The organism is Burkholderia territorii (assembly GCF_001718335.1).
GTDB classification, from domain to species: Bacteria; Pseudomonadota; Gammaproteobacteria; order Burkholderiales; family Burkholderiaceae; genus Burkholderia; species Burkholderia territorii.
In genome coordinates, this window is sequence record NZ_CP013366.1 from 3,262,648 (window position 1) to 3,275,806 (window position 13,159).

13 protein-coding genes are annotated in these 13,159 nt (G+C 66.4%); 5 read left to right on the forward strand and 8 right to left on the reverse strand.

Annotation, left to right across the window (positions count from 1 at the left end):
- Positions 1-2 precede the first annotated feature (2 nt).
- A complete protein-coding gene (locus tag WS51_RS25530) occupies positions 3-617 on the forward strand; it encodes a 5-formyltetrahydrofolate cyclo-ligase (protein ID WP_059504524.1) in 615 nt (204 codons plus the stop codon).
- Between the two features lie 68 nt (positions 618-685).
- On the opposite strand, the gene WS51_RS25535 is transcribed toward WS51_RS25530, so the two are convergent.
- On the reverse strand, positions 686-1,198 hold the full coding sequence (locus tag WS51_RS25535; RefSeq protein ID WP_059448486.1) for a winged helix DNA-binding protein: 513 nt from the start codon (positions 1,196-1,198) through the stop codon (positions 686-688).
- Positions 1,199-1,346: 148 nt separating this feature from the next.
- Here WS51_RS25535 and pxpB point away from each other — a divergent pair, with 148 nt between their 5' ends.
- The 4 genes from pxpB (at position 1,347) to WS51_RS25555 (ending at position 4,500) form a co-directional block, all read left to right on the forward strand.
- On the forward strand, positions 1,347-2,003 hold the full coding sequence (gene pxpB / locus WS51_RS25540) for a 5-oxoprolinase subunit PxpB (protein WP_069229923.1): 657 nt from the start codon (positions 1,347-1,349) through the stop codon (positions 2,001-2,003).
- A complete protein-coding gene (locus WS51_RS25545; RefSeq protein ID WP_069229924.1) occupies positions 2,000-3,067 on the forward strand; it encodes a 5-oxoprolinase subunit C family protein in 1,068 nt (355 codons plus the stop codon). The genes pxpB and WS51_RS25545 overlap by 4 nt, the downstream gene beginning before the upstream one ends.
- Before the next feature lie 55 nt (positions 3,068-3,122).
- Positions 3,123-3,887: a 5-oxoprolinase subunit PxpA gene (gene pxpA / locus WS51_RS25550; RefSeq protein ID WP_060359946.1), complete on the forward strand. Its 765-nt coding sequence runs from the start codon at positions 3,123-3,125 to the stop codon at positions 3,885-3,887.
- Positions 3,888-4,020: 133 nt separating this feature from the next.
- Complete coding sequence (locus WS51_RS25555) at positions 4,021-4,500, forward strand: hypothetical protein (RefSeq protein ID WP_069229925.1); 480 nt, start codon at positions 4,021-4,023, stop codon at positions 4,498-4,500.
- 40 nt (positions 4,501-4,540) lie between these two features.
- Here the strand turns inward: WS51_RS25555 and WS51_RS25560 are convergent, their stop codons facing one another.
- From WS51_RS25560 to WS51_RS25590, 7 genes are all read right to left on the reverse strand, one after another.
- Entirely contained in the window at positions 4,541-5,227 is a 687-nt protein-coding gene (locus WS51_RS25560; protein ID WP_069229926.1) for a response regulator transcription factor, read from the reverse strand.
- 939 nt (positions 5,228-6,166) lie between these two features.
- Complete coding sequence (locus WS51_RS25565) at positions 6,167-7,312, reverse strand: TraB/GumN family protein (RefSeq protein ID WP_059504516.1); 1,146 nt, start codon at positions 7,310-7,312, stop codon at positions 6,167-6,169.
- Positions 7,305-8,321 (reverse strand): peptide ABC transporter ATP-binding protein, encoded by a 1,017-nt coding sequence (locus tag WS51_RS25570; RefSeq protein WP_059448481.1) that lies wholly within the window; start codon positions 8,319-8,321, stop codon positions 7,305-7,307. Before WS51_RS25570 ends, WS51_RS25565 begins: the two co-directional genes overlap by 8 nt.
- Complete coding sequence (locus WS51_RS25575; RefSeq protein WP_069229927.1) at positions 8,318-9,316, reverse strand: ABC transporter ATP-binding protein; 999 nt, start codon at positions 9,314-9,316, stop codon at positions 8,318-8,320. The genes WS51_RS25570 and WS51_RS25575 overlap by 4 nt, the downstream gene beginning before the upstream one ends.
- 1 nt (position 9,317) lies before the next feature.
- Positions 9,318-10,235, reverse strand: a complete 918-nt coding sequence (locus WS51_RS25580) for an ABC transporter permease subunit (RefSeq protein WP_059448479.1) — start codon at positions 10,233-10,235, stop codon at positions 9,318-9,320.
- 4 nt (positions 10,236-10,239) lie between these two features.
- Complete coding sequence (locus WS51_RS25585) at positions 10,240-11,250, reverse strand: ABC transporter permease subunit (RefSeq protein ID WP_059448478.1); 1,011 nt, start codon at positions 11,248-11,250, stop codon at positions 10,240-10,242.
- 118 nt (positions 11,251-11,368) lie between these two features.
- Positions 11,369-12,997 (reverse strand): ABC transporter substrate-binding protein, encoded by a 1,629-nt coding sequence (locus tag WS51_RS25590; RefSeq protein ID WP_059504513.1) that lies wholly within the window; start codon positions 12,995-12,997, stop codon positions 11,369-11,371.
- Positions 12,998-13,159: the final 162 nt, after the last annotated feature.

A 13,159-nucleotide genomic window follows, 5' to 3' on the forward strand; every position in this document is an offset into this window, starting at 1 on the left:
GAATGGAGCACGAAGTGAGCGAAAGCATAGCATGCAACCCTGTGCCGAACCCGAAGGTTGCACTGCGCAAAACGCTGTCCGGCGCGCGTCGCGACGCCGCGTCGCAGCCCGCCGCGAACGCCGCGCTCGACGCGCGGCTTCGCCTGTTGCTCGAGCGGCTCGCGCCGCGCACGATCGGTTTCTACTGGCCGCTGCCGGGCGAATTCGACGCACGCGACGCGGTGCTCGCGTGGTCGGCGGCAGGCTCCGGTCGCCGTGTCGCGCTGCCGGTGATCGGCGAGAAGCACACGCCGCTCGCGTTCCATGCGTGGGATGCGCACACGCCGATGCGCGAAGGGCATCACCGGATTCCGGAGCCGGCGTCGGGCGTCGTCGTCGTGCCCGACCTGTTGCTGATTCCGTGTGTGGGATTCGATCTCCAGCGCTACCGGCTCGGCTATGGCGGCGGCTATTACGACCGCACGCTCGCGATGTGGCCGGGCACGGCGCTGCCGGTGACGGTTGGCATCGCGTATGAAGCGTGCCGCGTGGATGCGCTGCCGGCCGAAGCGCACGATCTCGCGATGCAGTGGATCGTGACCGACGGCGCGCTTTACCCGGACCCGGCCGCCGGATGACGCGGCGCGCGACGTCGCTCGAGCGGCATGCCGCGCGTCACCGCGTTCGTCGTCCCGTCCGCAATCGTTTACAGCGACGCCGCCGCGCGCGCGGCCGTGTCGTAGAGGCCCGAGGCGTGGCGCAGCAGCTGCGCCGCGTCGCCGATCTGCTCGTTGGTGAGGCCGCTGTCCTTGAGCGTCTCGATCAGGCAATGCTCGCGCACCTCCCGATACTTCAGGCAGAGCTCGCGGCCCGCCTCGGTCGCGAAGAAGAACACTTCCTTGCCGCTCTTCTCGCTCTTCACGTAGCCGCGCGCGATCAGTTTTTTCAGCGCATAGGTGGCGACGTGCGTATCCTCGATATTGAGCACGAAGCAGATGTCGGCGAGCTTCTTCTTGCGTTCGCGATGGCTGACGTGGTGCAGCAGCGACACCTCGACCGCCGTCATGTCCTTCGCGCCGGCGGCCGACATGCAGCGCACCATCCATCGGTTGAATGCGTTGCCGGCCATGATGAGCCCGTATTCGAGTTCCGACAGCTCCGCGCTCGAATCGGAAACGAGGTGTTCGGATGACACGATCTTGGTCGCAGGACGCTTCATGGAAAGGCGGCGCAAGCCGGATGACAGGGTGTGCCGAGTGTACGCCAGAAGCCCGGCCATACGGGCTAGGCGAAAACGCTTATTGGGAAGTTGTCGATATTTTATTGACAATGTGCGCTAACATTGCCGTCCGAACCGTGCCAGTCCGATGACGCAACCCCGCATTTATCCGCTCGGCGATGCCGCCCTCGTCTGCGAGGTGCCGCCGCCCGCCACGCTCGATTGCCAGCGCCGCGTCTGGGCCGTCGCCGAGGCCGCGCGCGCATGGCCCGACGTGATCGACGTCGTGCCGGGCATGAACAATCTGACGATCGTATTCGATGCGCTCGCCGCGACGGCCGAGTCGCTCACGCCGGCGCTGCGCGACGCGTGGGAAACCGCCGACGTCGAGCACGCGGACGGCCGCGAGATCGAGATTCCGGTCGAATACGGCGGCGCTGCCGGCCCCGACCTCGCGGCTGTCGCCGCGCATACCGGGCTGTCGGCCGACGAAGTCGTCGCGCGGCACGCCGCCGGCGAATACGTCGTGTTCTTCATCGGCTTCCAGCCGGGCTTCGCGTATCTCGGCGGCCTCGATGCGTCGCTGCACACGCCGCGCCGCGCGGCGCCGCGGCTCGAAGTGCCGGCCGGCTCGGTCGGCATCGGCGGCGCGCAGACGGGCGTCTACCCGGCCACGTCGCCCGGCGGCTGGCAGCTGATCGGCCGCACGTCGCACGTGCTGTTCGACCCGGCGCGCCCGCAGCCGACGCTGCTGCTGCCCGGCGACCGCGTGCGCTTCACCATTGCCGGAGTCGACGCGACATGACCCAGAACTCAGCACCGGGCACGATCGAGGTCGTCCGCGCCGGCCCGCTGTCGACCGTGCAGGATCTCGGCCGCCGCGGCATGCGCCATCTCGGCGTCGCGCAGGGCGGCGCGCTCGACGGCCTCGCGCTCGAAGTCGGCAACCGGCTGGTCGGCAACCGCCCCGGCGCGGCGGCGGTCGAAATCACGATCGGCCCGGCCGCGTTCCGCTTCACGCGCGCGACGCGCATCGCAATCACCGGCACCGAATTCGGCGCGACGCTCGACGGCAAGCCCGTGTATTCGTGGTGGAGCCTGCCGGTCGACGCCGGGCAGACGCTCGTGCTGCCGGCCGCGAAGCGCGGGATGCGCGGCTACCTGTGCATCGCGGGCGGCATCGACGTGCTGCCGATGCTCGGCTCGCGCAGCACCGATCTCGCGTCGCGCTTCGGCGGGCTCGGCGGCCGCGCGCTGCGCGACGGCGATCGGCTTCCGGTCGGTGTGCCGCCGGCCGGCGCCGGCTGCCTCGCGGCCGATGCGCCCGAATTCGGCGTGAAGGCGCCCGCGTGGTGCGCGTTCGTGCGCGTCGACGAGCCGCCGCGCCGCCACCGGCCCGCGCATGCGCCGTGGGCGATGCCCGTGCGCGTGCTGCCGGGCCCAGACTACGCGTCGTTCGCGGCCGACGCCCAGCAGGCGTTCTGGGACGAGGAATGGCTCGTCACCGCGAACAGCAACCGGATGGGCTATCGGCTCGCCGGCGCCGAGCTGGTGCGCGAGCGGCCGGTGGAGCTGCTGTCGCACGCGGTGCTGCCCGGCACGATCCAGGTGCCGCCGAACGGCCAGCCGATCGTGCTGATGCACGACGCGCAGACCACCGGCGGCTACCCGAAGATCGGCACGGTGATCCGCGCGGATCTCTGGAAACTCGCGCAGGCGCGGCTCAATCTGCCGATCCGCTTCGTGCGCACGACACCCGATGCCGCGCGCGCCGCCCTGAGCGCTGAACGTGCCTATCTGCGGCAGATCGACGTTGCGATCGAGATGCGCGAGGAGACCCGCCGCCGCGCGCAATCGCGCGCGGCGTGACAATGGCGGAAGCAGGACGAAGGACGCGCCACGCCATCAGTGGACGAGGAACATCATGGAAATCGATCTGAATGCCGATCTCGGCGAAGGATGCGGATCGGACGAGGCGCTGCTCGACCTCGTCACGTCGGCGAACATCGCGTGCGGCTGGCATGCAGGTGGCGCCAACGCGATGCGCGACTGCGTGCGCTGGGCCGTGCAGAAGGGCGTGTCGATCGGCGCGCATCCGAGCTTTCACGACCCGGAGAATTTTGGTCGCAAGGAAATGCAGTTGCCGGCGAGCGACATCTATGCGGGCGTGCTGTACCAGCTCGGCGCGCTGTCGGCGATCGCGCAGGCCGAGGGCGGCCGCATCGCGCACGTGAAGCCGCACGGCGCGCTGTACAACCAGGCCGCGCGCGACCCGATGATCGCCGACGCGGTGGTGTCCGCGATCCACGACTTCGATCCGTCGCTTGCCGTGTTCGGGCTCGCGAACAGCGTGTTCGTCGCGGCCGCGCGGCACGCGGGGCTCGCCGCGGTGGAGGAAGTGTTCGCCGATCGCGGCTATCGCGCGGACGGCTCGCTGGTGCCGCGCAGCCAGCCCGGCGCGCTGATCGACGACGAGGAAGCGGTGCTCGCGCGCACGCTCGACATGGTGCGCGAGCGGCAGGTGCGGGCGGTGAGCGGCGAGTGGGTGGCGCTCAATGCGCAGACGGTCTGCCTGCACGGCGACGGCCCGCATGCGCTGGCGTTCGCGAAAAGGATTCGTGCGGCGCTGGAGGCGGCGGGAATCGATGTGGTGGCGCCGGGTGCGCTGGAGGCTGGCGAGGACGCGTGACGCGTCGTCTCGGCGAGCACGCGTGGCGTCCGGCCCCGATGCCGGTCAGCTCCCCCAACCCATGAGAAATTCCACATTTCCGGGGGCGTGAGTCGCTGATAAATTGACCGCTCGGGCAACTCACTCAATCGCCATGGAAAAGCTGACTCGAGCAGCGCCACGCATACTCTTCGCCTATCTGATGTTCATGGCGCTCGACGTCGCCTCCGCGCGTTTCTTGCCCGGTAGCCGCGGCGTTCTCTTTTACGCGTCCATTGCGGCCATTTCAGGATTCGTGGAATACGTGCTCCTTCGCTTTTTCCGGTCGCCGTACAGCCAGGGAACCTGGGTTCTTTATCCCTTTCATGTCGGATCGGCCCGTGCGTCGACGCCGGAAAAGGACCTCCCGGCCGAAAAACATGCAATGTGTCGCCTCGCAACGAACGTCAGCTCGTTCGTGGTCACGTTCGTCCTGGTCGTGCTGATCTACGCCGGGGTTTGGGCTTGCGCGGCATCGCTTTTCCACATCGACGGCGACACCGACACCGTCCCGTTGGTCGTTACGTCGGGAGTCGGATTCTTTCTCGCTAGCCGAATTTCCGCTTACTACCGGTCCGCCGAACACACGCATTGACAGACAGGCATGCGCCCGCCCGGGGCTACGGCGTCACTCGCTACCGCTGCGCGCGGCGCGAAGCGCCGCATCCAGACGCTTCGAACGAAATCTCGGGAAAGTAGCCTTGCGCGACAGCCTTGTAGATCGCATGCGCGCGGTTCTGCGCGTTCAACGTACGCAAGATGTTAGCGATGTGGTTGTCGACGGTTCCCTGGGCGAGACTCAACGTCGATGCAATCGCCTTCGTCGGATAACCGACACAGAGCAGCGCGAGCACATCGCGCTGGCGGCTCGTCAAACGCGCCAGCGGATCTCGCTTTGGTCCGACATCGGGAAAGCACGGCCGACCGTCGAGCAAGGAACGTAACGCGGCAGTAAGATCGCCTACCGACGCCATCTTGTCGATACAGCCGGCCATTCCCATCCGCCTTGCCTCGCCGATCCCGAACGAACGGCGGGTGGACGTGACGGCCACACATCGCTGCGCAAGGCCTTCGTCGTGCAATTGCCGGGAAAGCGGCACGCCATGTTCATCGCACATGTCGAGATCGATGAAAACGAGGCACCATTGGCGGTGCCGGCGAACTGCACGCAACGCGCTTTCCACGCAGTGACAGACCGTCGGCCTCACGCGATGATCGATCGCCGTCAGCGCGATCCGCATCGCTTGCGCGACGAGCGGCTGCGATTCCACGAGCAGAACAGGCAAGGCCTGATTACGGCTCTTCATCGGTTCCGTGTCCATTGCGCTCGCGTTTCCCTGGATGGCTTGGTGCATTGACCAACCGTGCCACGACAACCATCTCAAAACAACGGCGGGCATTGGCCAGCGGTGACGACGGAGTCGGAAGAAATTTGTCCGATCGTGTGATCGATGCCGTTTCTATGCTCGATGTCCCAAAGCCGGGGGCTGAACATCGGCCAGCAACGCAGGAAAATACGGACGCGGCGTCGACCATGGCGCGCGTGGTACGCGCAGAACTGTTGCAAAAAGCAAACGGGCCACCACTGCCTCATCGCTGTACAACCTCAGTCGACTCGGCTGGCGGCAAACACGAAGCCCTGGACCGATGCGGGCTCCGTGCGATCCGGCGGGGATCGTCGGCCACTACGATGTCATGCGCCACCGGCCCCTGCCACCACACGGGTTCGGTCGCACAAAAGAAAAAAGCGCCCTCGTGGCGCTTTTCCGTTGGCGCGATCGCTGCGGCTTCGCCGTCTGTCGATTCTCGCCCCCCGAAACCGTCTGTCGACCGTGACCGGAAAACCTTCCGGATTAAAAAACGTCCGCCGCCGCCCGATTTACTGCTTACCCCGGTTGGACGACGGAGCGTCGCTTATTCGCAAGTCGGCCTGCATGCGTTGTTGTTGTCCGACGATGGTTGGCCCCGCCGTACATGCAGACGCTTTCCGCGGCCGACACGTGTGCACCACGTGCCGGCAACGCGCTCACCCCGCGCTTTGTTTTCTGCTACCCCGTAGAACTTTTTCTATTCTTTTCATTTTTTCAACTTGTGGATCGAAGAATAGATATTGGCCGAACGGGATGTCAATCGTTTGAAACGCTATTTTCTGACGAATCGAGGGTTTTCCTTATCGAATCGCACGCCCATACAGGCGTTTGACGCTACGCACGCAGCGTCGATCAAACAGGGGAGGATCGGTTCGGGCACGCCCGCGACGCTCAGTTCGCGTCGACGCTGTAACCTTGTTGACGCAACAATTCGAGCACGCCGCGCGGGCCGCCCAGATGCAGCGCGCCGATGGCGACGAATACCGGCCGGTTCGGCGCGGCGATTGCCGTCATCCGTGCAACGAAGCGCCGGTTGCGCTCGTACAGGATCTTGTTGTCGATCGACGCCGACAGCGTCTTCGAACGGGCCAGCCGCTCGCTCTTCGCGACCGCCCACGCGAAAATCGCATCGGCGTCGCCAATTTGCCACAGTCGATGCAGCGCCTTGATGTCGTCGGCATTCTGCGCGGGCGTCTGCACCATGTCCTGCGCGAGCATCTCGCGCTGCTCGGCGAGCGTCAGCCCGGTGAACGCGCGCATCTGCTCGGCCAGCGTCTCGAGCCCGATCACCCGGCCACCCTTCTTCTTCAGGAACACGTTCTGCAGTTGTGCCTCGGTGCCGTACTCGGTCTGCAGGCCGGCCGACAGCGAGTCGTAGGTCTCGACGACCAGCGCCGCCAGCCACGGCCGCATCCGGCGGATTTCCGCGAGCGCGGCCGGATTGCCGCGCAGGCGCCCCGCGAGGCGCTGCCACAGCGACTCCGGCAGCAGCCGCTGCAGGCACGGGTAGCGGCACACGCCGTATTTCGACACGTCGTCCTGCGATTCGAGCAGATCGTCCGGCGACAGCTCGAGCGCGAGCGTCGGCGACGCCGCGAGCGCGCCGAGGATGCGCGGCCGGAACGGCTGGGCGGGCGGATAGTCGGACGGGTCGCCCGTGTGCAGCGTGCCGAGCACGTACAGCGTGACCTTGCCCTTGGTCGCCACGTAGAACGGCATGCGCGCGGGCTGCACGCGAACCGTGCCGCGCGCGACCGTGCCGTTGGACACGGAAGGCGCGTGGAAGCCCGGCAGGCTCATGCCGGGCGGCGGAACCTGCGACGTATGGATCGGCGAACTGGCCGGCGCACGCCCTTCGGCACGCGCGGCCCCGACGGGAACGACGAGGCCGGCCGCGACGCACGCGCCGGCCAGCGCCGCGCCCGTGACCGTGCGCACGCTCCAGCGCCGTGCGTTGCGGCACGCGCGCATCATCCGCGCGCGGCCGACCCCCGAACGGCGCACGCCGGACGCGCGCGCCGCCAAACCATCAGGCATTCGCCTCCCCCACCTCCTCGGCGCGATGGCAGGCCACGCGGCGTCCGTCGACGTCGCGCAGCTGCGGTTCCTCGACACGACAGCGCTCGACCGCATACGGGCAGCGCTGGTGAAACGCGCAGCCCGACGGCGGATTGAGCGGCGACGGCAGCTCGCCCTGCAGCTTGATCTGAACGCGGCGGTCTTCCTCGAAGATCGCCGGCGTCGCCGACATCAGCGCGCGCGTGTACGGATGGCGCGGACGTGCGTAGATCGTCGCCTTGTCGCCGAGCTCGGCGACGCTGCCGAAGTACATGACCATCACGTCGTCGGCGACGTGCTCGACCACCGACAGATTGTGCGAGATGAACACGTAGCTCGTCTTGAACTGCTCCTGCAGATCCATGAAGAGGTTCAGGATCTGCGCCTGGATCGACACGTCGAGCGCGGACACCGGCTCGTCGGCGACGACGATCCGCGGATCGAGGATCATCGCGCGCGCGATCGCGACCCGCTGGCGCTGGCCGCCCGAGAACATGTGCGGATAGCGCTTCGCGTGCTCGGGCCGCAGGCCGACCGTGCGCATGATCTGCGCGATGCGCGCCGCGCGTTCGGCGGCCGTCAGGTTCGCGTTGATCTCGAGCGGCTCGGAGAGCGTCTGCTCGACCGTCTTGCGCGGGTTCAGCGACGCGAACGGATTCTGGAACACCATCTGTACGCGGCGGCGCAGGTCGGCGACCGTCTCGCGGCTCGCGCCGGCCACGTCCTTGCCGTCGATCGTCAGGTGACCCGACGTGGGTGTTTCGATCATCGTGAGCTGGCGCGCGAGCGTCGACTTCCCGCAGCCGGATTCGCCGACGACGGCGAGCGTCTTGCCGCGCTTCAACGAGAACGACACGCCGTTGAGCGCCTTCACCGTGCCCTGCCCGAACATCCCGCGCTTGACCGTGTAGTGCTTCGCGAGCCGATCGGCGACCAGCACCGCTTCCTCGTCGTGCGGCGTGGCGCGGACTTCCTTATCTGCATTCATCGTGCGCCTCCCGTCAGGTCGAGGTTGGAAACATTGAGCGGCTTGATGCAGCGCGCACGCATCGCATCGTTGGCCGGCACCAGCGTATCGAGCGCCGGACGCGCCTTGCGGCAATCGTCGACGACGTACTTGCAGCGCGGCGCGAACAGGCACCCGGACGGGCGATCATCGCGGCCGGGCACCATGCCCGGCAATGCGGCAAGGCGACGCGCCCCCTGATTGTGCTCGGGAATCGCCGCGAGCAGCGCTTCGGTGTACGGATGATGCGGCGCACGGAAGATGTCCGGCACGCGATTGGTCTCGATGATCTCGCCCGCATACATCACCGCGACGCGCTGCGCGACTTCCGATACGACGGCGAGGTCGTGCGAGATCAGCACGAGCGCCATCCCGCGCTCCTTCTGCAGCTTCACGAGCAGATCCATGATCTGCGCCTGGATCGTCACGTCGAGCGCGGTGGTCGGCTCGTCGGCGATCAGCAGCTTCGGGTTGCACGCGACCGCCATCGCGATCATCACGCGCTGGTTCATCCCGCCCGACATCTGGTGCGGGAACGCCGCGATGCGATTCTTCGCGTCGGGAATGCCGACCTGGTCGAGCAGCTCGAGCGCGCGCCGATGCAGCGCGTCGCCGCGCAGGCCTTCGTGCAGCTTCAGCACTTCCTTGATCTGGTAGCCGACCGTGTAGCTCGGATTCAGGCTCGTCAGCGCGTCCTGGAACACCATCGCGATGTCCTTGCCGACGATCTTGCAGCGCGCCTTCGGCGACGCCTTCAGCAGATCCACGCCGTTGAACGTGACTTCGTCGGCCGTCACCTTGCCCGGCGCGTCGATCAGGCCCATCAGCGCCATCATCGTCACGCTCTTGCCGGAGCCCGATTCGCCGACGACGCCCACCACCTCGCCCGGCGCGATCGACAGGTTGATCCGGTCGACGGCGGGCAAGCCGTTGAAATTCACCGCGAGATTGCGGATGGTCAGGAGATTCTGGGTCATGTCAGGCCATCCGCTTCAGTTTGGGATCGAGCGCGTCGCGCAGCCCGTCGCCGAGCAGATTGATCGCGAGCACCGAAATCAGGATCGACAGGCCGGGCATCGTCACGATCCACCATGCGTTGTCGATGTAGTCGCGCGCGGACGCGAGCATCGCGCCCCACTCGGCGGTCGGAGGCTGCACGCCGAGGCCCAGGAAGCCGAGCGCGGCGGCGTCGAGGATGGCCGACGAGAAGCCGAGCGTCGCCTGCACGATCAGCGGTGCCGTGCAGTTCGGCAGCACCTGCGAGAACATCAGGCGCAGCGTGCCGGCACCGGCCACGCGCGACGCCGTCACGTATTCCTTCTGCAGCTCGCCGAGCGCGGATGCGCGCGTGAGACGCACGTAGGCCGGCAGCGCGACGATCGCGATCGCGAACATCGTGTTGGTGAGGCCCGGGCCGATGATCGCGACGACCGCGACCGCGAGCAGCAGCGACGGCAGCGCGAGCAGCACGTCCATGATGCGCATCACCGGCGTGTCGGCCCATTTCTGGAAGAACGCGGCGACCAGCCCGAGCACGATGCCGGGAATCAGCGCGAGCACGACCGACACGAAGCCGATCCAGAACGACATGCGCGCGCCGAACATCAGGCGCGAAAGGATGTCGCGGCCCGCTTCGTCGGTGCCGAGGATGAATTGCCAGTTGCCGCCCGCGAGCCATGCGGGCGGAATCTTCACGTAGTCGCGGTATTGCTCGACCGGGCTGTGCGGCGCGATCAGCGGCGCGAGGATCGCGACCAGGATCAGCAGCAGCACGACGATGCCGGCACCGACGGCGCCGCGGTTGCGCGAGAAGTTGGCCCAGAACTCGCGCAGCGCGAGCGCACGGCCGCCGGCCGGCGCGGATTCGCTCGGCAGGGTGTTTTGCAGATTGCTCATGGAATTACCTCGTGTGGCGGATGCGCGGATTCAGCACGCCGTACAGCAGGTCGACGACCAGGTTCACGACGATCACGAGCGTCGCGATCAGCAGGATGCCGCCCTGGACGACCGGATAGTCGCGGCGGCCGATCGCATCGATCAGCCACTTGCCGACGCCGGGCCACGAAAAGAGCGTCTCGGTCAGCACGGCGCCAGCAAGCAGCGTGCCGATCTGCAGGCCGATCACGGTGACGACCGGGATCAGCGCGTTGCGCAGCGCATGCACGACGACCACGCGTGCGGGCGACAGCCCCTTCGCGCGGGCGGTGCGGATGTAGTCCTCGCGCAGCACTTCGAGCATCGACGAGCGCGTCATCCGCGCGATCACCGCGAGCGGGATCGTGCCGAGCACGATGGACGGCAGGATCAGATGGCTGAGCGCCGACTTGAACGAGCCTTCGTCCGGCGCGAGCAGCGCGTCGATCAGCATGAAGCCCGTAGGATGCGGGAAGTCGTATTCGACCGCGATGCGCCCCGACACGGGCGTCCAGCCGAGGTATGACGAAAACACCATGATGAGGATCAGCCCCCACCAGAAGATCGGCATCGAATAGCCGGTGAGCGCGGTGCCCATCACGCCGTGATCGACGACCGAGCCGCGCCGCAGCGCCGCGATCACGCCGGCCGGCAGCCCGACCACGAGCGCAAACACGAGCGCGCAGAGCGACAGCTCGACGGTGGCCGGGAAGCGCGCGAAGAATTCGCCCGCGACGCTGGTGTTGGTGATGATCGACGTGCCGAGGTCGCCATGCAGCGCCCGGCCGATGTAGTGGACGTACTGCAGGGGCAGCGGCTGGTCGAGCCCGAGGCGTTTCATCGCCTCTGCATGCATCGCGGGATCGACGCCGCGCTCGCCCATCATCACTTCGATGGGATCGCCCGGTATCAGGTGAATCAGCGCAAACGCCAGGATGGTGATGCCGATGAAGGTCGGAATCACCATGCCCACGCGGCGCAACACGAATGTGAACATGATGCGTCTCGTATTTTCTCGTGGGAAATGTGCGACCGGCGACGAGGGGCTTTTGGCCCCTCGCCGCCGGATGAGTTCAAGCCGGTCTTCTCGATGACGACAGCTTACACGGGCCGCGTTACTTCACGCCGACTCCGTCGAAGCGCGCATAGCCGAGCGGCTCGATGCGCATGTCGACCACGTTCTTGCGTACCGGCTGGTAGACCGTCGAGTTCGCGATCGGCGAGAACGGCAGCTGCTGCGCGAAGATCTGCTGCGCCTGCATGTAGATCTTCGTGCGCGCGTCCTGGCCCGTCGTCGTGCGACCCTTCTGGATCAGCTCGTCGAACGGCTTGTAGCACCAGTGCGAGAAGTTGTTGCCCTTGATCGCCTCGCAGCCGAGCAGCGTGCCGAGCCAGTTGTCGGGGTCGCCGTTGTCGCCCGTCCAGCCGATCAGCATCGTGTCCTGCTCGCCCGTGTGCGCGCGCTTGATGTACTCGCCCCACTCGTACGTGACGATCTTCGCCTTCACGCCGATCTTCGCCCAGTCGGCCTGGATCATCTCGGCCATCAGGCGCGCGTTCGGGTTGTATGCGCGCTGCACCGGCATCGCCCACAGCGTGATGTCGAACCCGTTCGGATAGCCGGCCTTCGCGAGCAGCGCCTTCGCCTTCGCGGTGTCGTTCGGCGCCATCTTCAGGTTCTTGTCGTACGACCATTGGGTCGGCGGCATCGGTGCGTTCGCGGCCTGGCCCGCACCCTGATAGACGGATTCGAGGATCGCCTTCTTGTTGATCGCCATGTCGAGCGCCTGACGCACTTCGAGCTTGTCGACCGGCTTGTGCTCGACGTTGTACGCGAGGTAGCCGAGGTTGAAGCCCGGCTGCGACGGCATGTCGATGCCCGAATCGGCCTTCAGCGTCGCGATGTCGGCCGGACGCGGATAGCTCATCACCTGGCACTCGTTGCGCTTGATCTTCTGCACGCGCACGCCCGGGTCGGGCGTGATCGAGAAGATCAGCTTCGAGATCTTCACTTCGCCCTTCTTCCAGTAGTCAGGATTCCCGTCGAAACGGATCGTCGCATCCTTCGTGTAGCTGCGGAAGATGAACGGGCCCGTGCCGACCGGCTTCTGGTTGATGTCGGCGGCCTTGCCGGCCTTCATCAGCTGATCGCCGTATTCGGCCGACAGGATCGACGCGAATTCCATCGCCATGTTCTGGATGAACGGCGCGTTCGGCTCGGCCAGCGTGAACTTCACGGTGTACGGATCGACCTTCTCGACCTTCGTGATCAGCTTGTCGAGGCCCATGTCGGTGAAGTACGGGAACGACACCGGGTACGCCTTGCGGAACGCCTGGTTCGGATCGAGCATGCGCTCGAACGTGAACACGACGTCGTCGGCGTTGAATTCGCGCGTCGGCTTGAAGAAGTCGGTCGTGTGGAACTTCACGCCATGGCGCAGGTGGAACGTGTACACCTTGCCGTCGGACGAGACGTCCCACTTCTCGGCGAGGCCCGGCTCGACCTTGGTGCCGCCGCGCTCGAATTCGACGAGACGGTTATAGACGGTGAACGTGGCGGCGGTGAAATCGACGCCGGTCGTGAATTGCGCGGAATCGAAACCCGCCGGGCTGCCTTCTGAGCAGTAGACGAGCGTTTTGTTCGGGATCTGTGCGAATGCAGAACCCGCGATGCCGAACGATGCCGCTGCCACGCCTGCCATGGCGGTAACACGCAGGGTGTGCAACAGACGGTTGTATTCCATGTTTCCTCCAGGTCTCCAGATCGGAACCGGTCCCCCAGGGGCCGGGTACGCGGGATATTACTTGAGCTAGCGATTTTGCAACAAGCTGGAGAAAAAACTCTTCTAGACGCATTTGCGCGGGTTTTTGCGGATGTCTCGCGTGCGCGAAAAGTGCGTCTGCGC

Excerpts from the sequence above, each read along its gene's own strand:
- WS51_RS25530 (WP_059504524.1), top strand. The coding sequence starts at position 3 with ATGGAGCACGAAGTGAGCGAAAGCATAGCATGCAACCCTGTGCCGAAC.
- WS51_RS25535 (WP_059448486.1), bottom strand. The coding sequence starts at position 1,198 with ATGAAGCGTCCTGCGACCAAGATCGTGTCATCCGAACACCTCGTTTCC.
- pxpB (WP_069229923.1), top strand. The coding sequence starts at position 1,347 with ATGACGCAACCCCGCATTTATCCGCTCGGCGATGCCGCCCTCGTCTGC.
- WS51_RS25545 (WP_069229924.1), top strand. The coding sequence starts at position 2,000 with ATGACCCAGAACTCAGCACCGGGCACGATCGAGGTCGTCCGCGCCGGC.
- pxpA (WP_060359946.1), top strand. The coding sequence starts at position 3,123 with ATGGAAATCGATCTGAATGCCGATCTCGGCGAAGGATGCGGATCGGAC.
- WS51_RS25555 (WP_069229925.1), top strand. The coding sequence starts at position 4,021 with ATGGAAAAGCTGACTCGAGCAGCGCCACGCATACTCTTCGCCTATCTG.
- WS51_RS25560 (WP_069229926.1), bottom strand. The coding sequence starts at position 5,227 with ATGGACACGGAACCGATGAAGAGCCGTAATCAGGCCTTGCCTGTTCTG.
- WS51_RS25565 (WP_059504516.1), bottom strand. The coding sequence starts at position 7,312 with ATGCCTGATGGTTTGGCGGCGCGCGCGTCCGGCGTGCGCCGTTCGGGG.
- WS51_RS25570 (WP_059448481.1), bottom strand. The coding sequence starts at position 8,321 with ATGAATGCAGATAAGGAAGTCCGCGCCACGCCGCACGACGAGGAAGCG.
- WS51_RS25575 (WP_069229927.1), bottom strand. The coding sequence starts at position 9,316 with ATGACCCAGAATCTCCTGACCATCCGCAATCTCGCGGTGAATTTCAAC.
- WS51_RS25580 (WP_059448479.1), bottom strand. The coding sequence starts at position 10,235 with ATGAGCAATCTGCAAAACACCCTGCCGAGCGAATCCGCGCCGGCCGGC.
- WS51_RS25585 (WP_059448478.1), bottom strand. The coding sequence starts at position 11,250 with ATGTTCACATTCGTGTTGCGCCGCGTGGGCATGGTGATTCCGACCTTC.
- WS51_RS25590 (WP_059504513.1), bottom strand. The coding sequence starts at position 12,997 with ATGGAATACAACCGTCTGTTGCACACCCTGCGTGTTACCGCCATGGCA.